Source organism: Thalassobacterium sedimentorum (assembly GCF_031127905.1).
GTDB lineage: Bacteria > Verrucomicrobiota > Verrucomicrobiia > Opitutales > Coraliomargaritaceae > Thalassobacterium > Thalassobacterium sedimentorum.
In genome coordinates, this window is the sequence record NZ_JARXIC010000016.1 from 23,265 (window position 1) to 48,493 (window position 25,229).

At 49.5% G+C, this 25,229-nt stretch carries 20 protein-coding genes; 8 read left to right on the forward strand and 12 right to left on the reverse strand.

Annotated features, from left to right (window positions below; all coding sequences use genetic code 11):
- Window positions 1-31 precede the first annotated feature (31 nt).
- Window positions 32-1,498: a trypsin-like peptidase domain-containing protein gene (locus QEH59_RS10830; protein ID WP_308985391.1), complete on the reverse strand. Its 1,467-nt coding sequence runs from the start codon at window positions 1,496-1,498 to the stop codon at window positions 32-34.
- A gap of 96 nt (window positions 1,499-1,594) precedes the next feature.
- Between QEH59_RS10830 and QEH59_RS10835 the strand changes: the two genes are divergently transcribed.
- Genes QEH59_RS10835 through QEH59_RS10860 form a run of 6 tightly spaced genes read left to right on the forward strand, consistent with a single transcriptional unit; the run spans window position 1,595 to window position 8,446 of the window.
- Complete coding sequence (locus tag QEH59_RS10835; protein ID WP_308985392.1) at window positions 1,595-3,052, forward strand: efflux transporter outer membrane subunit; 1,458 nt, start codon at window positions 1,595-1,597, stop codon at window positions 3,050-3,052.
- Between the two features lie 12 nt (window positions 3,053-3,064).
- Window positions 3,065-4,387 (forward strand): efflux RND transporter periplasmic adaptor subunit, encoded by a 1,323-nt coding sequence (locus QEH59_RS10840; RefSeq protein WP_308985393.1) that lies wholly within the window; start codon window positions 3,065-3,067, stop codon window positions 4,385-4,387.
- Window positions 4,384-5,100 carry an ABC transporter ATP-binding protein gene (locus tag QEH59_RS10845; RefSeq protein ID WP_308985394.1) on the forward strand — a complete coding sequence of 239 codons (717 nt, stop codon included), beginning with the start codon at window positions 4,384-4,386 and terminating at the stop codon, window positions 5,098-5,100. Before QEH59_RS10840 ends, QEH59_RS10845 begins: the two co-directional genes overlap by 4 nt.
- Window positions 5,101-5,114: 14 nt before the next feature.
- A complete protein-coding gene (locus QEH59_RS10850) occupies window positions 5,115-6,329 on the forward strand; it encodes an ABC transporter permease (protein WP_308985395.1) in 1,215 nt (404 codons plus the stop codon).
- A gap of 9 nt (window positions 6,330-6,338) precedes the next feature.
- Window positions 6,339-6,989 carry a response regulator transcription factor gene (locus tag QEH59_RS10855; protein WP_308985396.1) on the forward strand — a complete coding sequence of 217 codons (651 nt, stop codon included), beginning with the start codon at window positions 6,339-6,341 and terminating at the stop codon, window positions 6,987-6,989.
- Window positions 6,986-8,446 carry a HAMP domain-containing sensor histidine kinase gene (locus tag QEH59_RS10860; protein WP_308985397.1) on the forward strand — a complete coding sequence of 487 codons (1,461 nt, stop codon included), beginning with the start codon at window positions 6,986-6,988 and terminating at the stop codon, window positions 8,444-8,446. The genes QEH59_RS10855 and QEH59_RS10860 overlap by 4 nt, the downstream gene beginning before the upstream one ends.
- Before the next feature lie 104 nt (window positions 8,447-8,550).
- On the opposite strand, the gene QEH59_RS10865 is transcribed toward QEH59_RS10860, so the two are convergent.
- The 7 genes from QEH59_RS10865 to QEH59_RS10895 all read right to left on the reverse strand — a co-directional run bounded on the left by QEH59_RS10865 (window position 8,551) and on the right by QEH59_RS10895 (window position 17,305).
- The gene (locus QEH59_RS10865) at window positions 8,551-10,083 is read right to left on the reverse strand and encodes a sialate O-acetylesterase (RefSeq protein WP_308985398.1); all 1,533 of its coding nucleotides are present in this window, start codon (window positions 10,081-10,083) and stop codon (window positions 8,551-8,553) included.
- A 20-nt stretch (window positions 10,084-10,103) separates the two neighbouring features.
- Window positions 10,104-10,979 carry a nucleoside hydrolase gene (locus tag QEH59_RS10870; RefSeq protein WP_308985455.1) on the reverse strand — a complete coding sequence of 292 codons (876 nt, stop codon included), beginning with the start codon at window positions 10,977-10,979 and terminating at the stop codon, window positions 10,104-10,106.
- Between the two features lie 27 nt (window positions 10,980-11,006).
- Window positions 11,007-12,170 (reverse strand): sialidase family protein, encoded by a 1,164-nt coding sequence (locus QEH59_RS10875; protein WP_308985399.1) that lies wholly within the window; start codon window positions 12,168-12,170, stop codon window positions 11,007-11,009.
- A 103-nt stretch (window positions 12,171-12,273) separates the two neighbouring features.
- A complete protein-coding gene (locus QEH59_RS10880) occupies window positions 12,274-13,068 on the reverse strand; it encodes a hypothetical protein (RefSeq protein WP_308985400.1) in 795 nt (264 codons plus the stop codon).
- Window positions 13,069-13,168: 100 nt separating this feature from the next.
- The gene (locus tag QEH59_RS10885; RefSeq protein WP_308985401.1) at window positions 13,169-14,131 is read right to left on the reverse strand and encodes a ribokinase; all 963 of its coding nucleotides are present in this window, start codon (window positions 14,129-14,131) and stop codon (window positions 13,169-13,171) included.
- A 10-nt stretch (window positions 14,132-14,141) separates the two neighbouring features.
- Window positions 14,142-15,701, reverse strand: coding sequence for a sodium:solute symporter family protein (locus QEH59_RS10890; protein ID WP_308985402.1), 1,560 nt, complete (start codon window positions 15,699-15,701; stop codon window positions 14,142-14,144).
- A gap of 50 nt (window positions 15,702-15,751) precedes the next feature.
- The gene (locus tag QEH59_RS10895) at window positions 15,752-17,305 is read right to left on the reverse strand and encodes an FAD-dependent oxidoreductase (RefSeq protein ID WP_308985403.1); all 1,554 of its coding nucleotides are present in this window, start codon (window positions 17,303-17,305) and stop codon (window positions 15,752-15,754) included.
- Window positions 17,306-17,308: 3 nt separating this feature from the next.
- On the opposite strand from QEH59_RS10895, the gene QEH59_RS10900 reads away from it, so the two are divergent.
- Window positions 17,309-18,352, forward strand: a complete 1,044-nt coding sequence (locus QEH59_RS10900; RefSeq protein WP_308985404.1) for a LacI family DNA-binding transcriptional regulator — start codon at window positions 17,309-17,311, stop codon at window positions 18,350-18,352.
- 11 nt (window positions 18,353-18,363) lie between these two features.
- On the opposite strand, the gene QEH59_RS10905 is transcribed toward QEH59_RS10900, so the two are convergent.
- The 4 genes from QEH59_RS10905 to QEH59_RS10920 form a co-directional block, all read right to left on the reverse strand.
- A complete protein-coding gene (locus QEH59_RS10905; protein ID WP_308985405.1) occupies window positions 18,364-19,488 on the reverse strand; it encodes a sialidase family protein in 1,125 nt (374 codons plus the stop codon).
- 29 nt (window positions 19,489-19,517) lie between these two features.
- On the reverse strand, window positions 19,518-20,132 hold the full coding sequence (locus tag QEH59_RS10910; protein ID WP_308985406.1) for a type II secretion system protein: 615 nt from the start codon (window positions 20,130-20,132) through the stop codon (window positions 19,518-19,520).
- Window positions 20,133-20,602: 470 nt separating this feature from the next.
- On the reverse strand, window positions 20,603-21,055 hold the full coding sequence (gene sufU / locus QEH59_RS10915; protein ID WP_308985407.1) for a Fe-S cluster assembly sulfur transfer protein SufU: 453 nt from the start codon (window positions 21,053-21,055) through the stop codon (window positions 20,603-20,605).
- Window positions 21,056-21,113: 58 nt separating this feature from the next.
- Window positions 21,114-23,129 (reverse strand): thioredoxin domain-containing protein, encoded by a 2,016-nt coding sequence (locus QEH59_RS10920; protein ID WP_308985408.1) that lies wholly within the window; start codon window positions 23,127-23,129, stop codon window positions 21,114-21,116.
- Window positions 23,130-23,320: 191 nt separating this feature from the next.
- On the opposite strand from QEH59_RS10920, the gene mutL reads away from it, so the two are divergent.
- Window positions 23,321-25,228: a DNA mismatch repair endonuclease MutL gene (mutL, locus tag QEH59_RS10925; RefSeq protein ID WP_308985409.1), complete on the forward strand. Its 1,908-nt coding sequence runs from the start codon at window positions 23,321-23,323 to the stop codon at window positions 25,226-25,228.
- Window position 25,229 lies beyond the last annotated feature (1 nt).

Below are 25,229 nucleotides of genomic sequence, written 5' to 3' on the forward strand. Positions count from 1 at the left end.
ATACCCCACCACAACAGTCTAATCCAACTGCCTACGGTCGAATCGCCAAATAAGTAACATGTCCTCGGTAATACACATACACACGGCTCACACGACGCGACTCCAGTAATGTACGTCCATGCTCAATGGATTCAGGCACCACTCCATTAATTTCAACAAAGACCAATCCCGGCGCCAACGAATCTACATACGGTGAATCCTCAGCCACCTCGTCCACGACCAGCCCCTGAATTTCATCGCTCAAACCATACTTCTGACGCTGTGCCGCATCCATTCGCGTAAAACTCACACCCTCGAGCAAAGTAGCACGCAGCGTCCCCGTACCGTAGGGATCATTCGGATCTCCCAAAACTACGTCTAATTCTTTTAGAACACCCGCACGCCGAAACTGAACCCGCACAGATGCCCCGGGAGGACTCGCCGCCACCTGAATGCGCAAATCCTTTATATCCTCCACCGCCCCATCATTAATCCCGACAATAACATCCCCCGCCACGAGGCCAGCCACTGCCGCCGGCAAGCCCTCAACGACCGATTCTACCAGCACCCCGGTTCCCTCCGGCACTTTAAACGCTTCAGCATACTCAGCATTCACATCTTTTAACTGTATACCAAGAATCCCACGACGCACTTCCCCATCACGCACTAATGCCAGTGCAATTGACCGCGCAAAAGTTGAGGGAATGGCAAAGCCGAGCCCAATACTGCCCCCACTGCGCGAGAGTATCGCCGTATTAATACCTACCAGACGCCCATAGGCATCCACCAAGGCTCCACCAGAGTTACCGGGATTGATCGGCGCATCGGTTTGAATAAAACTCTCATAGCCCAATTCCCCTAAAATCGACAAATTACCACGCTTGGTCGCCGAGACAATCCCCTGAGTAATTGTCAACCCCACCCCCATCGGATTGCCAATCGCAAAAACCACATCCCCGACCTCTAACTGATCACTGTCCGCAACAGGTAAATACGGTAAATGGTCCGCTTCCACCTTAAGCACCGCCAGATCGCTCCGCGGGTCCCGCCCCACTAGCTGTGCCGTTAATTCACGCCCGTCATTCAATTCCACTAATATCTCGTCCGCAGGCTCACCATCCCGCGCTGTGATCACATGATTATTAGTCAAAATATAGCCGTCGGCGGCGATCACCACCCCCGAGCCCACGCCCTCATTAATACGGCGCTCAATTTCCTCCGGTTCCTCGCGGTCAGGAGTCGGCAGCCCATAGTAACGTCGCAGCATTTCAATTCGAGGGTCCATCCCCCGCTGCCGAATATAGCGCAAAATACTCGCTGAGTGCACCGCCACGACCGCCTCTTTAGCCGGTTTCAAAATCGGCGCATAACTCGTCAAATAATTCGGATCTTCACGATCGACGGCCTGCGTGTCCAAAGGCAACTCAAACCCCTCCGAGGCCAGCGCGCCGTGATTCACACCCAAAAAACATACCCAATATAACAATCCGCGAAAAACAAAATGAATGAATCTATGCATAGTATACATTGAGAAAAAAACGCAAAAAAAGTTCCAGCTTAATGCATTCTAAAGGTTCGTCCTGCTACACTCATCACATCCTCAACCCAATGCGATATGATCAAGCAGAACCATACATCGATTCAACAATTCCTCAGTGCCGGAGCAATCACACTCAGTTTAGGCTGGTTGACTGCCTGCGCCACGACCTCCTCCTCGCTCGAGCAAAAGGCCCACTTCGACACACAGCTTCCACACACCTGGCAATCAGTCAACTCTAGCCAATCCACCCTCGATACAGCAGCACTTAGCCGGTGGTGGCAACGCTTTGACGACCCGCAAATGGAAGCACTCATCACCGATGCCATAGAAAAAAATCCAGACCTGCGCTCGGCACTCTCTACCATCCGTCAAGCCCGTGCGGAACGGGGGCTGGAAAGCGCGGAACTCTGGCCCTCACTGGCTGCCAGCATCGCTGGATCGGGCACACAGACCAGAGACCTGAACAATTCAAATTCCACCCACTCGGACAGCTACCAAGCAGCACTGGACGCAAGCTGGGAGGTGGATCTCTTCGGACGTCAACAACAGTATGTGGCCGCTGCCGATGCGGCACTCGCTGCCAGCGAAGAGGACTATCGCCAAGCCCAGGTCACACTCGCAGCGGAAGTGGCCTCGACCTATCTCACTCTCTGCAGCTACACCACTCAACTAGACATTGTCCGCCAAAATTTAGCCACACGCGAAAGCACTCAGGAAATTGTGCAATGGCAAGAACAGGCTGGTGAAAGTGATGCTCTCAATAGCCAACAATCAATCGCTGCAACTGAGCAAGTGCGTGCCCAAATCCCGGAACTGGAACAAAGCCTGGTAGAAACCCGTAACAGCTTAGCCATCCTAACTGGCCGCACGCCCGCAGCACTACAGGGCCAGCTACAATTGCCCACCAGCTTTCCTAGCGCTCCCGCCAACATTGCCGTCGGCATTCCAGCGGAAACACTGCGCCAACGTCCCGACATTCGTTCAAGCGAAAATACAATTCTTGCAGCTCAGGCGCGCTTAACAGCAGCAGAACGCAGTCGCCTGCCATCACTCAATCTGAGCGGATCCATAGGAATTGAAGCACTCCAAGCGGGCGACCTCCTGGATCCACAATCCTTAATCAGTAATCTAGCCGCAGGGCTGAGTGCCCCGCTCTGGGATGCAGGCCGAATTCGCCGCAACATCGAAGTTCAAAATGAACTCCTCCAGCAAGCATATCTAGAATACGAAAACACTGTGCTCAACGCACTAGCTGAAGTCGAAAATGCGCTCAGTTCGATCGATAAGCGTAACCAGCAAATCACGACTCTTCAACGTGCCTGTGAAGCCGCACAAAATGCCACTCAACTGGCTCAACTACAGTATAAAGCCGGCGAGGTCGACCTGCTCACGGTACTGGATGCCCAAAGAACCGAACTTAGTCTCGATCAAAGCCTCACCAGCACCCAAGCCGAGGCTCTCAACGCACATGTGCAACTCTATAAAGCACTCGGCGGCGGCTGGGACACTTCTTCTGCAAACGAAACACTGTAATTGATTATCCTTATGAAAGATCCAAACAAACAGTCGAGCACCGACCTCAGCCAAGCGATACAAGCTGGCAGCCATACGACCAATTCTAAAAAGCGCTATTATGCCATCGGCATCGTCCTGCTGCTCGCGCTCAGCGCTTGGTATTTCTATAGCCAGCGCGCTCAAGCACAGTCCCGTGGGCCAAGTTTTAAAACCCATGCACTACAACGCGGCGACATTCGTCTCACCGTTACCGCCACTGGTAATCTGGAACCCACCAATGAAGTCTCTGTGGGCAGTGAGCTCTCCGGCACCACGGTAGAAGTGTATGTCGACACCAACGACCAGGTCACCAAAGGCCAGCCCTTGGCACGACTCGACACCGTCACGCTGGAAAATCAGCTCAAATCCAGTAAAGCCGCACTCGAATCTGCCAAGGCGGCGCTACTTCAAAAGCAAGCCACTCTGACGGAAGCCGAGGCGACGCTGACACGCCAACAAGAATTGCAACGACTCAGCGGCGGTAAACTTCCTTCCAAAGCAGACTACGCCACCACCGTCGCTGCGGTGGAACGTGCCAAGGCCGACATCACCAGCGCCGAAGCCGCCATCAGCGAAGCCCAGGCCGACGTCGAGACCAAGGCCAACAGCCTGTCCAAAGCACTCATCGTATCGCCCACCAATGGCATTGTGCTCAGTCGCAGCATTGAGGTCGGTCAAACCGTGGCCGCAAGCTACTCCACACCCGAACTCTTCATTGTCGCGGAGGACCTCTCCCAAATGGAACTGGAAGTCGCTGTCGCTGAAGCTGACATCGGTCGCGTGGCCGCCGGACAAAAAGCGAGTTTCACCGTCGACGCCTGGCCAGACCGTAGCTTCGAAGCCATCGTACTGAAGGTCGCCTACGGCTCCGAAGTCACCGACAATGTGGTCACTTACGAAACGGACCTATCAGTCAGCAACGAGGATCTTAGCCTACGCCCGGGGATGACAGCCACTGCCGACATCGACGTAGCACATCATCAAAACGTGCTCATCGTTCCGGTCGCCGCCCTGCGCTTTAGCCCCACACCTCCCGATCAACTCAGCGCCAAAGCGAGCACAGAAAAAACTTCTTTTCTTGATAGTCTGATCCCGCGCCCGAAACGGCCTGGTTCTCAAAGAGGCAGCCGCCCGGAAGGTATGATGCCAACCAAAACCGATGGTGCATCCACCATTTGGATACTTGAAGATGGCCACCCTAAGCCAGTCGAAGTCCAGCTCGGCATTAGCGATGGCAGCTACACAGAAGTCATCTCAGACGAAATTAGCGAAGGCACTCAAGTCATCCTCAGTGAAAGCAATACCAGACTATGAGCACACCCACCTCCACTCTCATCGAGTTGAACAATCTGACCAAGACCTACGGTCAGGGCAGCGCCGCATTTCAGGCTCTCAAGGGCATCAACCTAAAGATCGATAAAGGTGAATTCGTCTCTATCATGGGGCCCAGCGGCTCGGGTAAATCGACTTTGATGAACCTGCTCGGCTGCCTGGACCGGCCCACTACAGGTGCCTATCGCTATGAAGGGATTGCCGTGGAAAGCTTAAACTCGGTGCAACGCTCCCTGTTGCGACGCTACGCTCTGGGCTTCATCTTTCAAGGCTTCAACTTACTCGCCCGCACCAGTGCCATCGAAAACGTCGAACTGCCCCTGCTCTACCGTGGCATTAAGCGCGCCGAACGTCATGAAATGGCACGCCGGGCACTCGCCCAAGTCGGCCTCCCCGATAAAGAGCGTAACACCCCGGCCGAGCTCTCGGGAGGACAACAACAACGCGTCGCCATTGCTCGGGCGATTGTAACTAATCCCAGCACGCTTTTCGCCGATGAGCCCACCGGCAATCTGGACTCACAAACGACCTGTGAAATTATGGAGCTCTTGACCCAACTCAACAGTGAGCGCGGCATTACTATTCTCATGGTCACTCACGAAGATGATGTCGCTCAATATGCCAAACGCACCGTGCGCGTGATTGATGGCCTCATTGATCACGATCAGACACACCACCGAATCGCAGCCCAATAATCGCTATGCTTATTATGCTCACCAACGCATTCTTAATCGCCCTCCGGGAGATTAAACGCAATTTAACCCGCGCCTTTCTCACCGTGCTCGGCATCATCATCGGCGTCGCCGCTGTGGTCACCATGGTCACTCTGGGGGAAGGCACGACCGCCGCCGTGAAAAACCAGATTTCCGATCTGGGTAGTAATTTGGTCATGGTCCGGCCTGGCTCCGGCTTCGGCCCCCGGGCATCCTCCGCAGGTGTTCCCAATTTCACCGAGTCGGATGTCACGGCGATCGCCGAACAAATCTCTGGGGTGGCCGCCATCGCCCCGGTGCGCACAGCATCACTCAGCACCATTTATCTGCAAGAGGCCCGCAATACCAGCATTATCGGCACGACAGTAGACTACTTCAGCATTAATAAATGGTCACTCGCCTCAGGACGTTTCTTCACCGAAGCAGATGCCCGCACGGGCGAAGCGGTTGCCGTCATTGGTAACACCGTCAAAACCGAACTCTTCGGCAGCGAAGACCCGATCGGTAAAAAGATCCGAGTCGGCCAGGCCTCGCTACAAGTAATCGGCCTACTGAAAGCCAAAGGTCAGGCCGGCATGGGCGATCAAGACGATACCATCGTCGTGCCGCTCACAACCATGCAGCGGCGCCTCGGCGGGCGCACCTCCTCCCGCGATGTCAGCCAAATGAGCATCTCCGCCGAGGACGATTACAACAGTGACCTGCTCATCAGCGAAATTTCTTCCTTACTGCGGCAGCGCCGCAATATTCAAAGCAATCAGGACGATAATTTCACCGTGTTCGATACACGTCAAATCGCGGAAACCCTGAGTTCCTCCACCGAGCTGATGACCATGCTACTCTCCGCCGTGGCGGGGGTCTCGCTACTCGTGGGGGGCATCGGCATTATGAATATCATGTTGGTTTCAGTCACCGAGCGCACGCGGGAAATTGGGATTCGCCTCGCCATTGGTGCCACAGCCAAAGAAGTGCTCTGGCAATTCTTAGTGGAAGCCCTCACGCTCTCCTGTGTCGGCGGCATGATCGGAATCGGTCTGGCCCTTGTTTTCTGCCAAGTTCTTGCGCCGCTGATCCAGATTCCCTTCAGTTTCAACTTAGAGATCAACCTCATCGCATTTGCCTTCTCCGCCATTGTCGGCATCGTGTTCGGCTTTGCCCCCGCACGCCGAGCCTCCAAGCTTGATCCCATCGACGCGCTGCGTCATGAATAAGACACAACCATGCGTATATTAGTCATAGAAGATGACCCCGGCCTACGCCGTAGCCTCAGCGCCACGCTTAAAGAGGAAGGCTTCGCCGTCGACCAAGCTGCCGACGGCGAGGAAGGCCTGTTTAAAGCAAGTGAGGGACTTTATGATGCACTGGTGCTCGACGTCATGATGCCCAAGCTCGACGGCTGGCAAGTGCTGGAGCAACTGCGCCCTCAGCATACGGTGCCAGTGCTCATGCTGACCGCTCGCGACAGCGTTCCAGATCGTATCAAAGGACTGAATACAGGAGCCGACGACTATCTAACTAAACCCTTCGACAGTGATGAGCTCGTAGCGCGACTTCGCGCTCTAATCCGCCGAACTTCTGGCAAAACCCAATCACAAATCGAGATCAATGGATTACTGATCGACACTGCCCGCCGCAGCCTGAGCAAGGACGACCAAGAGATCGAACTCACTGCCCGAGAGTATTCACTATTTGAATACCTCGCTCTTCATCGCGGCGAAGTCGTCAGCCGCAGCTTACTCTACGAGCGTCTCTTTGACGAAAACGACAACAGCCTCTCCAACTTACTCGATGTCCACGTTTCCAACCTACGCAAGAAACTCGGCGCCAATATCATCACCACCCGCCGCGGACACGGCTACTGTATCGAATGAAACGCCCTTTTCAATCCATCCGCTGGCGCATTCAAGTCTGGCACGGCCTCATTCTGTTCATCGCCATCGCAGCCTTTTGTATGACCGCCTATCAACTGGCATGGCTCAATCAAAGCCGCCGCATCGACCGCGAGATACAGCGCCACGAACGACAACTGTTCAAGAGTCTAATCGAAGCCAATGAATCCTACTTTTCCGAGCGCAACAACGGTAACAAACGCATCCCCTTTCCCGAAGAGCTCTATCAAATTTTCGAAACAGGCAAGATCCAGTTGCCCGAGGAAGCACTCAACGAGTTCTCTGGCAATGCCAGCGGCTATTATTACTTCGCCTTCGCCAATGCCGACGGCGAACTGCTATTAAAGTCAGAAAACGCGCCCGATCAACTCAGTTTCCTGCCCCTCCCCGACGAAGTCGGCATGCAGGAAGAATTCCGCACACACGGAAATCTACGAGAGAGTGCCCACAGTTTCAATTTCGGTTTTCGTATCATCATCGGTCATGACATCCAGTCGGAGCTCGAGGAAAAACACCGTTTTGGCTGGTCACTCGGCGCCAGCGGCTCCGGCCTCTGGCTGATCGGCCTGCTCGGCGGATGGTGGCTGGCCGGCAAGGCCATACGCCCCATTCAGTTCATAAGCCAGACCGCCACTCGCATAGCCGAAGGCAACCTCAATGAACGCATCAATACCGCTGGCACCGACAGCGAACTCGACCAGCTCAGCCACGTTCTCAACCATAGCTTCGACCGGCTCAATGCCATTCTCGAGCAACAACGTCAATTCACCGCCGACGCCTCCCATGAGCTGCGCACGCCGCTCACCATCCTGCTTTCGGAAAGCCAACGCATGCGTAAACGCGGGATTATGCGCAACGCTGAAGACTATCAAGAGTCCTTTGAGCTCTGTCACGACGCCGCGACCCGGATGCGTCACTTAGTCGAAAGCCTATTATTACTAGCCCGCCAGGACGATGGCTACGCGCCCCTTGCTACTGTCGACTGCGACCTCGCCACCATTATTCAAAAGTCTATCAAACTCCACCAAGCATTAGCCGAGACCAAAGCCGTGAAACTACAGGCAGAACTCCCCAACTGCCCACTCACAGCCAACCCCGACTTACTTGCTATCGTCTTTAATAATTTAGTCGGCAACGCGGTACAGCACCACCAAGGCAACGGCCTCGTGCAAATCAAACTCACCCACAGCCCGAACGCCATCATCGTCAACATAAGCGACGATGGCCCTGGCATTTCAACCGAAGCTCTTCCTCGCATCTTCGACCGCTTTTACCGTGCCGACCTCTCGCGCAGCGACGCCCACGCTGGACACTCCGGACTGGGGCTCGCACTCGCTCAAACCATCATTAGAAACATGGGTGGAAAAATCGAAGTCAGCAGCAAACTCAGTCAAGGCAGCACTTTTACCGCCACCCTCCCCACCAGTTCTAAAACATAAGCCTCCGTTACCAGCTTAAGAATTCCCTCACCAGATCCAAAGCCCATAAACCAATTTAACCCCTCTAACAATATCACTAAAACAACAGTTCTATATTAACATAATTATTCATCCAAGTTCTCAGAGTTCAATTCCAGAAGAAAAGGGCTGGCGGGATAACTAGCATCGTTGAAAACGCTGACGATTGGATCGTTCCCCCATGCATAGCGTATATACTGGGGAGACGCTATATCATCCGACTCAAGTAATAACACTGAACCCATCAATGTTGCTTCTGCTGCGTAAAAAACCTCATCACTGCCCGCCAATTCAAAACCATGATCCTCTAAATCATTTAAGACTAAATGGTTTGCACCTGAATCGAACTCAACCCGAACCTGCCTTCCCAGGGAATAGGCTGCAACTACTGAAGGGCCATAGAAAGTGACATCTTTGTCGTAAACTTGAGCCAAAGCGATCGCAGCCAGACGCCTGCCGACCTCTTGCTTGTTACCTGGGTGTATCTGGTTCCTCTCACCGATATCAACTGCCACCGCCATTCCAGTATCTGCCAACTTCAGAACATGACGTTGTGCTTCCCTGATATAAGAAAACTCTTGTTTGGTGGGATCATATTTCCTGTGTACATTCGCTAACTGAACATAATTAAAGAATAATGAAGGCTGCTCGAAACCAGAGCGCCAATCTTGGATCAAGGAAGTGAACAGTTCTTCATACTCTTCGTGTTGCACTGCGTTACTCTCTCCTTGATACCAAATAACACCGCGGATAGTCGCCGGAAGAAATGGTGCGACCATTCCATTGTATAAGCCTGACGGTTCTCGCTTACTCCCCGGACCTAGAGGCGCACGCGGTGCTTTAGCCTTAATTTGATCTCCCCGACTCGCTGCCTCTCTTGAAGCCTGCCTCCAAGCATCCAACTTAGCTCGATACCTATCGAAGTCACTAGGATAACTAGCCAACACGGATTCCCAGCGTTTTTTAACATTAGGATAAACGCTTGATTTGCGAAGTGCCTCCGCACTGATCCATGCTTCAGCCTGGGTCGCCCCCCAACTACTATTGATCAAACCGATTGGAACGTCGAGTGCTTCATGTAAATGCCGCCCGAAATAATAGGCTACCGCCGAAAAATCCGCGATTGTCTTCGGCATACACACTCTCCACTCACCACCGACATTACTTTCAGGCTTATTGGATGATGCCTTAGGAACCTGATAAAGCCTAATACTCGGGTAGTTCGCCTGCAAAACTTCACGCTCTGAATCATTCGAAAGCTTCACCGTCCAAGCCATGTTGGATTGTCCCGAGCAAAACCAGAGTTCTCCGACCAGGAGGTCCTTTACGGTAATAGTATGATTGGCCCCTTGAACGACCAACGACTGCGGCTGATTCGATGCAGATGATGGCGCTAGAGTGACTGACCATTCACCATTACTTGCAGCAATAGCTTCTTCCTTTTTCCCTAAAAAAAATACCTTAACAGGCTCGCCTGGATCAGCTACTCCCCAAATACGCAATGGCATATCACGCTGCAAAACACCATGATCTTGAAACAAAGGGGCTAAACGAATTTCTGAAAAAATGCACGAAATAGGAATCAAGGTGAACAATATAATTCTAAAAAATTCCATCATGATAACGAGCGTTTTATAAACTAGGAAAACTCATTCAATTTACGACACAGATCTCTAAATATAGCGTCACGGCGAATCTCTCTAGCAACCTTGATCTTGTGCCCATGAACACAGCCCCCCCATGTCTTATCGTCACGTAACAACGGTGAATCGACTCCATCACAGGGGACCCAGTCCGGATTCACCAATAGTGCCATAGCAACCACATCCCACAAAGGCTTTGAAAGAAAGTCCTTCTCTTCCATATATTGATCGAAACGCTGCAGCAAAAAATCACATAGCGGGTTTGGACTGAGAAGCGCATCTTTTAAATCAGCAGAACTGACACGCATATGTTCGGCTACATTCTTACAAGGAATCAAAGTCAAATCGACTCCAGATTCAAATAACACTTGAGCTGAAAGCACATCCTGTTTGAGATTAAACTCGTCTGCAGTCCGCCAATACAAAGGGCTTCCTCCCAACCAATAAAAGCGAACAAATTCCTTAATTCGAGGCTCAATAATTAGAGCTGATGCCAAATTAGTAGCCGCAGCAATCCCGACAACATGAAGCGGGTCTTCCTGACTAGACTGCATAGCCCGTGCAATCAAATCTCGGGTGGCGTCACTTTCAACTGGTCTTTCTTTTGATTCTAGAAAGTGCGTGGCTCCACGAAATATATGCCCGTCGAAATTTGTTTTTAATAAATTTGAAACCACATGGATTTCTTGATAACTTTTCTCCATTCCATCCTCAGCGCTTAATGACCGGGCATTGAGGAACGGAGCAGCATAACATGCCTCCAAGTTGATTTGATCGGGAGAAAGAAACGCATACGCGAGCGTGAATTGATCATCCACTTCATTAAATGTATCTGTATCAAGAACAACTCGGAATCGTGTTACATTATGCATAATCGGCAAATCTTGAACTCTATCAATTCATTCGCTCAGCAACGCGGGTGTCCATCGAGTTGCGCCAATAAAGTTTTCAGGCATTTCATCTGTAGTGAAATAGTAAATACCTAAAACATCTCCACCTGGAAGGACAGTTGCACGGGAGTAACCGATATCCCACTTGCGCCCATCGTTTCGTAATACGATTTCTTTGCTCCAGGTATGCCCTTTGTCTTTACTTATTTTAGCCACCACCTCAGTAGGACTCTGCCTACGACTACCATAAACTGCAGCAAGGTCACCATTATTAAGCACAACAAGTGTAGCAGGATTACTAGAACCTTTCTCTAACAAGCTAATCTTCTCCCAGGTTCTGCAATTGTCTTTAGTCTCAAAAATATCAGTCCATTTTCGACGATGAGCACGCTGGCGGACTGAAACAACATAATGCCCCTCTCCTAGTTCTACTGCTGAAGGCATGATAGAAAAAAGTGTACCATTCTCACGTTCCGCGGCGCTGAGTTCGGGTTCAAAATCTTCTCCAATCCAAGAAACAAATTCAAAGGTTTTGCCTCCATTATTTGTTTCTAGCACTAATGATCGCCCGTAGCGAAGTCCGTTATTATTGATACGACCAGTCATAAATAGCAGCATCGAATCTTTACCAGTTACAATATAGCTGGTTCGTGCTTCACTGGTATAACCGTATTCAGGAAGGAGAAAAGGCCCCTCCCAGTTATGGCCGCGATCATTGGAAACATAAAAATTCTTTCCCCGTAATTTCATAGCAAAATCAGGGCTCTCAAAATCATACCCTCCAAGATACTGTTTAGGCGCTGACGCAGCAGATGCCTGTTGGTAAAGTGTTTCGTCACCGAGATAAGCTGGCGGTAATATTTCCTCATGCTCTTCTGTGGTCCATGTTCTCCCCCCGTCCATACTTCTCGCAAACACGATTCGTTTAGGACTGTTGCGGTCAATACTGTGATCGCCTTCAGTCTCAACAAAAGTAGCAACCTCAAAAGCAGTCAAAACTTCGTTATCCCACTGCCACAGACCTTCATTCGCAGGCCACCCCGCAAATTCACTCTTATTATGATAGACGACGTAATTTTCGACATTGTGATCGACATGCTTATCGCCAGCACAGGATACGAGAGGAAACAACAATGTGCTAAGCACAATTTTCTTTAAGATACAATAATTCATAGATTATATTCACAATGACACACACTAGCCCCAATCCTCAGACATGGAAGCGAGGCTATAGATATAGAAAATGCCTAATAAAAGGCAGAAGATAGATGAACCTTTAGACCGAACAACGACGCAGCATCACCCACATGAATGCAAGTGCCCCACTGACGAATCCGAAACAGGAGACTTCAGGGATGACTCCTGTTATTCCAACATTATCAATGAAGACACGCCGCCGATCAGAACTAGATCCAACATCCGATAATGCCAATCGGAAGTAGGCTGTTGAGCCTTCACTTAGAATTCCGCCAACATTTGAGGACGACAAGTCAACTATAATACCGCTAGAAATATAATGAACACCCCCAGAGCCGCTGCCTGTACTAAAAATACTCTCATCGGCAATATCAAGCGTTTCGGGACTGCCGACAGAGCTCCAACTAGTGCCATTAGTTGATACAAACAACTGTGCGTAAGGCGCATAATAATTGGCTCCTGATGTTGCATAATTCGTATCATATCCCAGATCAAAAGAGAAATTCGCTAACTCGAGAGTCTTGCCAGCACCAACCGTAATATTAAAATTCAATGCATAATCACTACTCGTTGGGGCAGTAGAATTTGATGTGATATCCATGCTCACTTCAAATCCAGCTCCATCAAAGCTGTCGCTCCCTGTAGCTTGAATAGTTCCATAAGTCGCGGTCACAATACCATTTGCACTCGTACCGCCACTAGCACTTAAATGACTAGCAGTCAGTCCACTGCTCACGCTGGAGGCCGATATATTATTAACATCACCAGCGGTGCCATTATCAAATGACCACTCTGCAAGCGATGATTGAGCCTTTACTGAAATTCCAGTAAAAGACGCAGCAATAATTACAAGTAAGGCAGTTTTCTTTTTCATGTGTATTATTCTAACTTTAGTTGGGGGTTGTTGGGGAAAAGAGAGCCAACTTCGGCAATTCAAACGCACTTTGAATGTTTAAAGTAAAATGAAAACAATCTCAGAGCTTTTTCTGTAAAGTAGGAAAACGCCTGAACTTCATAGGCATTTCAAGCGCAGACAAGAAGGGCATTGCCGCCTGAGCGCCATGCTTCAGAGTCGCCATGGCTGCCGCGTAGTTGGCCGTCGCAATCGCATGTTTCCAATCGATGGACCTAGCAAGGCAAGCCCCCAAAACACCGGCAAACGTATCACCAGCGCCGACGGTATCCACTGGAGACACTGGGAAAGTGGGAATCTCCGCCCTTTCAACCTCAGAAATCAAATAAGTCGCACGGGCACCTCGCGTTACTATGAGATGACCAATTCTATAGCGCCTGAGCAACTCCTTAACCTCCGTAGCACTCCAAGCAAATATATGGTTCGGAGCCTTTCCAAATATCTCTAGGCACTCGTGTTCATTTACAATAATAGTATCGATTGCACATTTTCCCCATGGAAAATCGTTATTTACAGGTGAAGCATTTAAGACACTTCGACTGCCCACTTGCTGCGCCTGATCCAATGCGGACATTACAGCAGGCACAGGTACCTCAAACTGCAGTAAGAGGATGTCATCTTGCCCGAGAAGAGATTGAAGTCTCGAGCGAGCAGTCTCCTTCGTCCAAAGCTCATTCGCCCCCCCGTGCACAACTATCATGTTTTCACCATGCTGATCCACATAGATTTGAGCGGATCCAGTTTCCACCTCTAACTGAACATTCAACAGATCAGTCTCAATGCCCTGAGCTGACAAATATTTTACATACTCATGTCCCAAGCTGTCCCCTTTTAGAGCGGCAACCAAGGTCACGTCCCCTCCCATGCGTGCCGCGGCAACGGCTTGATTGGCTCCCTTGCCTCCCCATGATCTGGACGCCTCGTCACAAGCTATCGTCACGCCAGGCGAAGGCAATGAGTCCAAGTGCCAAACATGATCAACATTAAGCGAACCGAACGAAATAATTTTGTGCTTAGCATTCATAATTTCACTGCTAGGAAATACCATCCTGAGTTTGGTCCCATACGGTCAAATTTGTCAGGTCTCTCGTATTTGCAGGAAATACCATTGAAGCGACATAACTCACTAGAATCATAATAATATTACCAAGGATCGCCGTATAATAGGGATCAAAAATTCGCGTTACTACATTAAACTGCATCAAGAGCGCATAGAGTGTAAACGATAGAGTCAGCACGATTCCAACAACCACTGCTCTCGCATCCCCTCTTCGAGTAAACATACCAAAAAGGAAAATACCTGCGATCCCACCACCAAACACAGCCGTAATAATAATTGTAAAGTCCGTCAGCGTCTTTGTTTCTGAATACAGAAATACAAAAGCGCCTCCAATCATCAAAAGCGAAACCGTTAAAGCTGCCCCCAAACCTACCCTAAGATCCCCCTCTTTCTTAACACCTTTCTTGATCAGCGGTTGATAAATATCATTCACTATCACCATACTAGTGGAATTAATCGAACTACTCAACGTGCTCATAGCTGCAGCTAACGCGCCCGCAATGACAAGCCCAGCCAAGCCGACCGGCATTTCAGTAACAATAAAATGAGGTAAAATTGATTCTGATTTTAAAGTTCCGTCTAAAACTCCAGCGGATACCGTATCAGGAAAGTGTTGATAATACACCCACAGGGAAGTTCCCATGAACATGAATGCCCCCCAAATTGGCAATGAACTTCCTCCAAGAATCCACATCGACTTTCTCGCTTCGCGAATCGAGCTTGTCGAGCACCAGCGCTGGACTGTCTCTTGGTTCAACTTTCCTGTCAAAAACTGCGTAAAGCCAACAAGCAGCAACATCACTGTTGTTTTCTCTGATAACGAGAATCCATGCTCCATCGAAGCTAACTCACCAGTCTTTATATCTAAATCATTAAATGCAAATTTACCAGCAGCCCAGCCTTCAGTTATAATTTGTGTCATGCCTCCTGGGAGACTCAAAATCACCATTCCAATAATAATCAGAGCCCCCATAACTAAAATAATAGTCTGAATGACATCTGTCCATACGACTGCCTCAAAACCTCCCTTAACCGTGTAGAATGCAGTGATTGCTCCAGATACGACGATAGAAGCATCTATGGATAAACCGGTCATCGTAGACATCAAAAGAGCCATCAAATACACAATTGAAGACGAGCGCACCACTTGGGCACCGATGTAAACACATGCCCCATAGGTTGCGATTGAAGAACCGAATCTCAATCCTAAGTATTGATAGGCGGATGAAATCGTTCCTCGACGGAAGAAAGGAAGAAATACATACGCAGCAATTAATGTAACAACGGGGAATGCGAAATTCGGCAAGAAGCGAATCCAAGCCGTTTTAAAAGCATCAGCAGGTAGCGCTAGAAAAGTCACCGAACTAATCATGGTGCCCACAAAACTAACACCGATGGCCCACCCCGGTATGTTACGACCACCCAGAAAGTAATCCTCAGTATCCTTATTCCGTTTTGAAACAAAATAGCCAATTCCCAGCATACAGGCGAAATAAAGGCCAATGACAATAATATCAAAAATTTGGAGTTTCAAAACAAGCTGGGGGATTAAGTATTTTATAGAGTGGTATTAACAGCAATAGATCATCGACCCGAAACGACCTCTAAAGGCATTATTGTTGAGTGCGACTGAATTTTGAATTCTTCACTCCAGGGATACCCATAATCTGGCCCCTCTTCCATATATGGAATTTGAGAACGCACCCACTCGCCAGATATCGAAGTAACATCGACTCCCTGAGCGACCGCTTCGGACGAAGCAATACCAGCCGCCTCGCCAACCGCATGCATCGTTGCCATCACACGGACTGCAGCAGAAGCTTCATGCGAAGCAGATAAAGCTCGACAGGCAACCAATAGATTTGAGCACGAAGGACTCACCAAACTTCTAAATGGAATTTCATAGAAATCATCTTCCGGTGGCCCAAATGAACTAAGAACCCGCCCTCTAGCGCCATCTTGTTGATGCAGATCTTTCGCACCTTTCGGATTATGTATATCAATAAAATAACGTGACCTTGCTATTCCATCTTTAAATTTCTTAGCCTCAACTATATCTTCAGTAGTCATAGTATATAGTCCATGGATATGGCGCGTCTCACGGATACCCACCTGACAGGCAACTTTATCAATAAATGCATTCTTAAAATATGGGACATTCTCCACTAGCCACTCCCCTAGGACATAGGCCTGACGACGTCCCTCGATTTCCGCTAAAGTAAGATCTTCAGTAGATAAACCAGAGACGCATGTAATGCGAGTCATATTAAAATGCAATACACCAGGTCGTGGATAATCGTAGAAGTGTATAAAATTCCGATAAGGGTAGTGAAGTTCACCCGCTGCTAAAGCTCTCTGAAAATATGGCTCCACCAAATCTCGAGCGGCACGCATACTACCCGCAGCATACATATCTCTTTTATCAACATTCGCCATCCGAAAGCTGACTGTCATCGCTTGCGTCAATCCGTCGGAAGAACGGCCAACCGAAAATGAACAACCAACACTTGCCGCGAGATCGCCATCCCCCGAACAATCGATAAAAGTCTTTGCTCGATACTCCGTCTCACCTCCTTTTGAAATAGTTTTGATGGATACGATACGATCGCCGTCTTGCTGCACGCCACGCAATTGCGTATGATATCGAACAACTACACCAGCTTCGATAAGCGCAGCATCATAGACCCGTTTTAGCAATTCTTCATCGAATGCTGCATCCATCAGGACCGAACCAAATCCTCCCCTTTCATGAAGCCGACAAGCAATTTCCTTAAAAATACCCCCAATAAGTGAAGCACGCTTTTTATCAGGCGCCAATTGATCTCTATATGCGTGTCCGGAAAAAGGATTTACCAATGCCGCAGTTGCCATCCCACCACAAAATCCATAGCGTTCGATCAATAAAGTTTTTGCTCCTCGTCTTGCCGATGCCAAAGCTGCTGCAATACCAGATGGCCCCCCCCCACAAACAATTACATCGTAAGACCGAGCCTTCTGTGAATTTGCATTTTTAGGTATATCAGAGTTCATCAATGCAACCTGAATACGAACCAAATAATTGGGAATAACTGCCTTACTATTTCTGTAAAATAAGCCTATAATTACTTGATCCCCAATCATCAAACAACAATCATTCATCCAATGAAAGGACATGTATCTCAACGAGATTTAGCAAAAATTGCTGGTGTATCACCAATGACGGTATCACTTTCACTAAGAAGCCACCCTTCTATCCCAGAACAAACGAGAATTCGAATTCAAAAACTAGCGGTAAAACACAACTATCACCCCGACCCTGCCCTATCAGCGCTGAATGCATACCGCACTTCCAGTGCTGCACCAAAATTCCAAGGCACCATCGGCTGGGTCACAGCCTTTGCAACAAAAACCGGCTGGAAAGAAATGATTCAGCTCTCTGGTTATTACGATGGCGTAAGAAAAAGAGCACAAGAACTCGGCTACAAAATTGAACATTTTTGGATAAAAGAGCCCAAAATGAGTGCACCCCGCGCAACCAACATTCTCCTGGCTCGGAACATTCAAGGGCTCATCATCGCCCCACTGCCAACCTCTCATTCAAAAATTGAACTCAAATGGGAGCATTTTTCATCAGTCACGCTCGGATACTCGTTAGAATCACCTAAACTGCATGTCATCATGAATAACCAATTTCGGAACATCAGGTCTGTAGTTAAAAAGCTTCATAATTTGGGTTACCGTCGTATAGGATTTGCCATGCCATCTGCAAATGATGAACGTGTTGACCACAATTATCTCGGAGGCTATTGGATCGCCCAACGCGAATTAAGACTCTCATCAACAAGCGACAGCCCTCCGCCGCTGCTAGCAAATGACTTCAATGAAAGAACCTTCCTAGACTGGCTAAAATCAAACAATCCAGACGCAATTATCATCTCCTCTACTCTCATTCACGAAATTAAAGGCTGGCTAAAAAAGATCCACCTTGAAGTGCCTAATGACATCGGTCTTGCAGTTGCCGCAACTCCTTATCAAGACGATTATATTTCTGGCATCGATGAAGGCGTTTGCTCCATCGGGCATCAAGCCGTTGAATCAGTAGTGAGCATGATACATCATAATGACAAGGGCATTCCAAAACAACCCTTCAGCATTTTAGCTGAAGGCACATGGAAAGATGGAAAAACCACTCGCACACTCAAGTAACGTCTTGAGTATTAATCAAAGTGAGGTCTCCAAAGAGTTGCAGCAATGTGCTGCTCAGTCATTTCTTTAGTCGAATAATAATACACGACGACGACAGTACCATCCTCTCGAACTACTGCACGAGGATATCCAATATCCCAACTAATCCCATCATCTCTAAGGATAATCTCATCACTCCAATTATGTCCACCATCTCTACTTAACTTTGCTCTCAACCCAAAAGGTCGTCCTCGCCATCCGTAAATTGCAGCCAATCGAGTCCCGCCCAAGTTAACTAAGACAGCAGGATTCGTAGAGCCCTTCTCCAGAAGACTAATATGCTCCCACGTCCGACCATGATCTGTAGATTCATAAACATCAGTCCACTTCCTTCGATTCACTCTTTGACGCAATGTACACACTAGATGACCATCTTCGATCTCAACAGCCGAGGGCATCGTAGAAAAAGCAGGCAGTTCCGAATCAGGCAAGCCTTCTCCCAAATCAGGACCAATCCAAGAAATAAACTCAAAAGTTTTTCCGCGGTCACTCGTTTCCACCATAAATGATCGACCACGCCCCAACTTAGTACTATGAGCTCGCGGAGATGAAGTCAAAAAGACAAGCGCTGAATCACCTCCAGTTACGATATAATTTGTACGGGCAATTAGATTTGGATCTTCAAATCTTTGTAATTCGAATGGCCCTTCCCAGGTCAACCCACGATCATTCGAATAATGGTAACTATCATATCTGAACTTCATCGCAAAATTCGGCGACAGAAAACTATCAGCATCAAAATCACTAGACGCCTTTAAATCAGACCTTCTAAACCCTACAGCATCGTAAGCCGACTCTCGTTCCCATGTATGCCCTCCGTCTTGACTACGAGAAAATGCAACCTGCATTCTCTCCTCAGGGTCAATGCTATGCTTTCCATCTCTATATTTATATTTACCAATATTATATCCAACCAGAATGTCATCTCCCCAGATCCAGATACCTTGATTTGCAGGCCAACCAGCAAATTCGTCTTTATCATAAGACACAATAATATGCTCAACATCCGGCGCAGCTAAGACAGGAGCCCCCCTCCCAAGGAAGGATAATAAAACCAATAGTCTTAGGGATTTATATATATATAATTTAACTCTCATAATAATTAGCGGATAATAAATCCCTGAAATTAATTAGTTTCGAACACCATGCACTCACTTAGCTTATCTTTGCTTAATGCTTCTACATGATTATCAGCAAACAGAGTATGATATTTACTTCCATGCCATGGCTCACCTGGATCCTGAGTCCCCGGAGGCTTACTCTCAACCCCACCTCGATCCCACATAATGGCAAAACTAGCCGGATTGAGCAAACGCTTCAAATCAAGCTCCCACATCGTAACATTTGGTGAATAAGTCACCGTCCAAACGTCAGGCCCAGAAGGACAGCGCCACACTCCTTGCAAACTAGTAGAGTCCACCGATTCATCCATAGAATGCGCGATATATGGCTGCAAATCGACAAGCGCGACCTTCTTAACAGCCTTAAACGCGCTGGAAAGACCATCCTTCCCAGGGAGAAACCCACTATTCATTTGAGAATATAGACTCAACGCGACCCCAATCTGCCGAAGGTTTGACTGACACTTTGCAGACTCGCCTTGTTCACGAACGGACGCAAACACAGGCACAAGTATCGCAATTAATACACCAACAATCGCGATAACCGATAACAATTCAATTAATGTAAATGCACGTGAGCAATTACGAAATAATATACACGAAGGGGGAATGGTTTTCATAAAGTATGTAAGGGTAAGTGAACGTCACCTACCTTTGCATACCAAATCGACATGCGACAGTACAACGAAATTATATCTGTAAAGTTTAACCTTCAACTCAAATAAAGCTCTTCCGCAGGCGACGAACAACTAAAGTTCATCACCACATATCCTTTCAGAGCAAGCAACCCGTGCATCTCATAGTCGAATTCAGTCCGCCAGTCGATAAACTAGTGGAAGGTCGCTAGCGCGACCTATTGGTTGCAGAGCAAATCGACCAGTCAAACTCTATATAAGCATGAACACGCGACGAAGTCCCACAAGTCACTTTCAGACCAAAGTTACCAATTGTGCAAAATGCAACGACATGAAACTAAATACGCCCGCTAGCACTCGAGTTCTGGACGCTTGTCGCAAAGGACGATCGGATATCGGAGGAGTTCCACGACATTGCCCAAGACGAACTAAACGCAATACGATCCAACAGCTGACTACTCCGAAACTGTTTTAGCCTCACCGCGTAGCGCCGCTTGATAAGTATGCCAAGGAAGCGTAGCGCACTTGATACGCGCTGGAAACTTACGTACACCTGCAAGTGATGCGAGCTCGCCAGCAGTTTCCAAACCAGGGCTGCTGTCCGTATTCGAATTCAAAATACGACTTAAGCCACTACGGATCGATTCGCCCTCTACAACACTTTGGCCGAACAATGCCTCTGTCATCATCGAGGCACTGGACTTACAGATTGCGCAACAGGCGGCTTCAAATTGAATGGCTTCAATACGGTCATTCACGATGCGCAGGAAGACTGTAATCTTATCACCACAAAGAGGATTGTAGCCCTCGGCCTGATGAGTCGCTTCCGTCAGCGCCCCATAATGACGCGGGCGCTTATTATGATCGAGAATAATCGATTGGTAGAGCTCGTGGAGATCGTCGGACATTTTAAAAGAGTGCTTAATTGGCAGGGGCGCGACTTGTCACATCGCTACATTTTTCCATTCAGCTAGATTGAATTGATTGCATTGCTTCCGCGAGATCCTTGGTCGATGCGAGGCATTGTGTGCCGAGGCAGACTTGAATCTGCTGGGCAGACAGGTCGACGCTTTGCAGGATGAAGCTTCGACGCCAGGGTTGGGCGGCGAGACCGTCACGCACGGTGGACAGATCTACGCCTTGCCCGACTTTGATCACGACGATACCGGCCTGATGAGTCGCAGCAGCCTCGAGCCCGTGAGCCACACCAGAAGCAACTTTGCGCGCGTAATCAGCAAAGGCTGGCAACGTGGCCTCGAACTCGGCGGCATAGCAGCCTTCGCCAGTCAGCGCATAAAGCCCACTCAGTGCATGTAGCATCACTGAATTGCCAGACGGCGTTGCATTGTCAAACCACTCTTTACGCCGAGCAACCGGGGTTGCTGTCGCCTCAGAGGTGAAATAATAGCCGACCGAATGCGCATCGGTAAAGTCTTGCAAGGCCTGATCCACGCAAACTTGAGCACGGGCTTGATACCTAGCAGATGCACCAGCATCGACCCAGTCGATTTTGGAAGCGATAGAGAGACAGGCTTCGGCTAAAAGTGCATAATCATGCAAAAAACCATCCACCTGAGCCCCACCAGCCTCGTAATAAACGGCTTTGAGCTGAATACCCGTCTCAGTTTCGGCGACCAGCTGATCCCACAAAAAATCAGCACATTGGCGTGCGCGCTGTATCCACTCAGGACGATTAAAATAAAATCCAGCGTCCACGAGTGCCCGGATCAACATGGCATTCCATGCAGTGCTGACCTTAGTGTCCAGCCCCGGCGCTTCACGTTCGGCTTCCCGATGCTCGCGCAGTTGACGGCGGGCATCAGCGAGTTTTTCACGCACGGCAAAGTCGGGTTCCACCAACGCGGGATTACTGTTGCCTTGCTCAAAATTCCCCTCAGCCGTAATATTATATGCGGCGCGCACTTCGCGCGCAAGCGAGGGCCCTAACACGGCGTCAACCTCTTCCGGCGTCCAGACGTAGAAACGGCCTTCTTCGCCCTCGCTATCCGCATCCAGCGCTGCGTAAAAGCCACCACCTGGCGCTGACATTTCACGCTCTAACCAAGCAATGGTTTCTGCAACCACAGCCGCATAGAGCGGATCTTGAGCATCAAGCCAAGCGCGTGTGTAGGCGTCAATCAGCAGCGCATTATCATAAAGCATCTTCTCAAAGTGGGGAATCAGCCAGTGGGCATCCACGCTATAGCGGGCAAAGCCGCCCCCGAATTGATCAAAAAGCCCACCGTGAGCCATCGCACGCAGCGTCGTGGCGCTAATGGCTTCAATTCGCTGGGCCAATTCAGGCTCAGCTTGAGCACGCAATGCACGCAGGAAATTAAGCGACATGGAAGGTGGAAATTTGGGCGCACTGCCAAAGCCTCCATATTGATCATCATGATTACCGCAAATACCGACCGCTGCCTCGATCAGCAGCTCAGTATTCCAGGCGCCCGATGCCCCACCCATATTGGAAGCTTGAGTGCCCGCGAGAATGTTTTTTTGAATCGCCTCCGCATTTTCAATCAGCTCCTCCTTAGAGCGTTTATAAAAATCGGCGATTCGCATACACATCTGCGGCCACGGGATCAGCCCCTGACCTCGATCTTCCGGCGGAAAATAAGTGCCGCCGAAGAAAGGACGTCCGTCTGGCAGACAAAAGACATTCAGCGGCCAACCGCCCTGTTGCTGAATCATTTGCACCGCTTCCATGTAAACTTGATCCACATCAGGCCGCTCCTCACGATCGACTTTCACGCAGATGAAGTGCTTATTCATAATACCTGCGATGTATTCGTCCTCGAAGCTTTCGTGCGCCATGACGTGACACCAATGACAGGCGGAATAACCAATCGAAACCAGCAGCGGCTTGCCCGATTCTTCAGCAGCTTGAAGTGCTTCCTCGCCCCAAGGGTACCAGTCCACCGGGTTATGGGCGTGTTGCTGTAAATAAAGACTATTTTCTGCAGAAAGTCGATTAGGCATATTATTGTTGGTAAGAGAGTTAAGAAATCTACTATAGGATCTCCAGCACGATGGCAAAGGAGACACTTTGGTTTTGGCCGATACCTTGTTAGTGTAAGCCATGCTCCAAAACCACAAGTCCGGATTTACTTATTAAGAAATTGCTTTGCAGCCACGGCCCTGTGCTTCAAAAGAGTAAGGTTCCGTAAACTATGTCTTCAATCCGCATACTATCTGACCGAGTCGCCAATCAAATCGCCGCTGGCGAAGTCATTGAGCGCCCAGTCGCCGTCGTCAAAGAACTGGTAGAAAACAGTATCGATGCAGGTGCCACCCGTATCGAAGTCGAATTTCGTAACGGCGGCAAATCCTACATACGAATTGAAGACAATGGCAAAGGCATGAGTCCGGATGAAGCCCTACTCTCGCTGGAGCGGCATGCCACCAGTAAGATTCGCGAAGCTTCGGACCTCAATGAAGTATCGAGCTTCGGCTTCCGCGGAGAAGCGCTCCCCTCTATCGCCTCAGTTTCACGCTTTACTCTGCGCACGCGTGCCGAGGGCTGGGAGCATGGCACCGAAATTAAAATCAACGGTGGTAAGATGCTCGAAAAAAAGGCCTGCGGTATGCCGGTTGGCACCGTCATTGAAGTGGCTCAACTATTTAACTCGGTGCCGGCTCGACGCAAGTTCCTCAAGACAGACCCCACTGAAACCGCTCACATTACTTATAACACACGGCTCTTTGCGGTGGCTCATCCCAAGGTGGCGTTCCGCGTGCTGGAGGGAGGCCGCATAGTCTTTCAATCACCTGCCTGCGAAAGTTTGCGTGATCGTATTGCCGAGATTTGGGGCCGCAGCCTCGCGGACGACCTAATCCCCGTCGATGCATACGATTCCAAGACAGGCTATCGCCTAACTGGCCTGACAGCGAAACCCGGCGTCGGACGTTCCACACGGCGCGAGCTAGTCACGTTGGTCAACCGTCGTCCCGTTGACAGTCGCACGCTCGGCTTTGCGGTATTAGATGCCTACCACGGCCGCATTCAAAAAGGCCGCTACCCACCCGCCTTCCTATTTTTAGAGATCAACACTCAGGAAGTCGATGTCAACGTACACCCAGCAAAACGCGAGGTACGCTTCCGCAATGATGGGGCCATTCGCCGCTTTGTATTAGGCGCGATCACAGAGACACTCATGACAGCTAGCGAGGCACAACGCGCACAGGCCACCTCCGAAATATCAGTAAAGACCAGCCATTCGAACGACCACCTGGAAGCCGAAAGCGAAACACCAGCCCCCTGTGATGTTGTCGAGTCATTTCAATCGACATCCCCCCGACCTGCACTTGGAACAACTCCACGCTCCCAGCCATCAGTAACGCACGCTGCAAGCTCGCAAATAAAACCAACACCCCTGTCGCAAGCGCCGCAATCCACATCGAAGCCCAGTCCCCAAACAAAGCTCCCCACACCGACCCCAGCGGCCATCCCAAAGCCAGTCAACACAGTCCCCAAGCCGGCGACAGCCGCTGCTGCCACTGCCGCAACTTGGCGACTCATCACTCTACTCAAAAAACAATATGGACTGTTCGACACCCCCCGTGGGCTAGTCATGCTACACATACGCCACGCAGACCAGCGCGTACGCTTTGAACGCATATTACGAAGCTACAGAGAAAGTGCCCCCCCCAGCCAAGGGCTACTAATCCCACATCCAATCGAACTCGAACCGCTGGCATCAGAAGCCCTACTGGCACATCTGGACTTAGTGAATCAGCAAGGCTTCCATATTGAAGAATTCGGTCGACACTTTTATCGTATCGAAGCTGTGCCCGCCTGGTTACAGCCCGAGCAAGCTGAAGGCTTTGTGCGCGACATGGTGGATTTATTGCGTCAACGCGGCGGTTCCCGCAAACAGAACGAGCTCATATGGGAAGCAGTTGCCAAATTAGCTGTCGAAGGCAGTTACCGACGCAGCGACACCACCAGTGAACCTGCGGTGCAGCAACTAGCCGAGTCTTTGCTTGGCTGTGAAACACCTCATACATCGCCATTTGGTAAGCCAACCTTTAGTGAAATTAGTTGGAGCGAATGGGAGCGCCGCTTCGGTAAAGAATAAT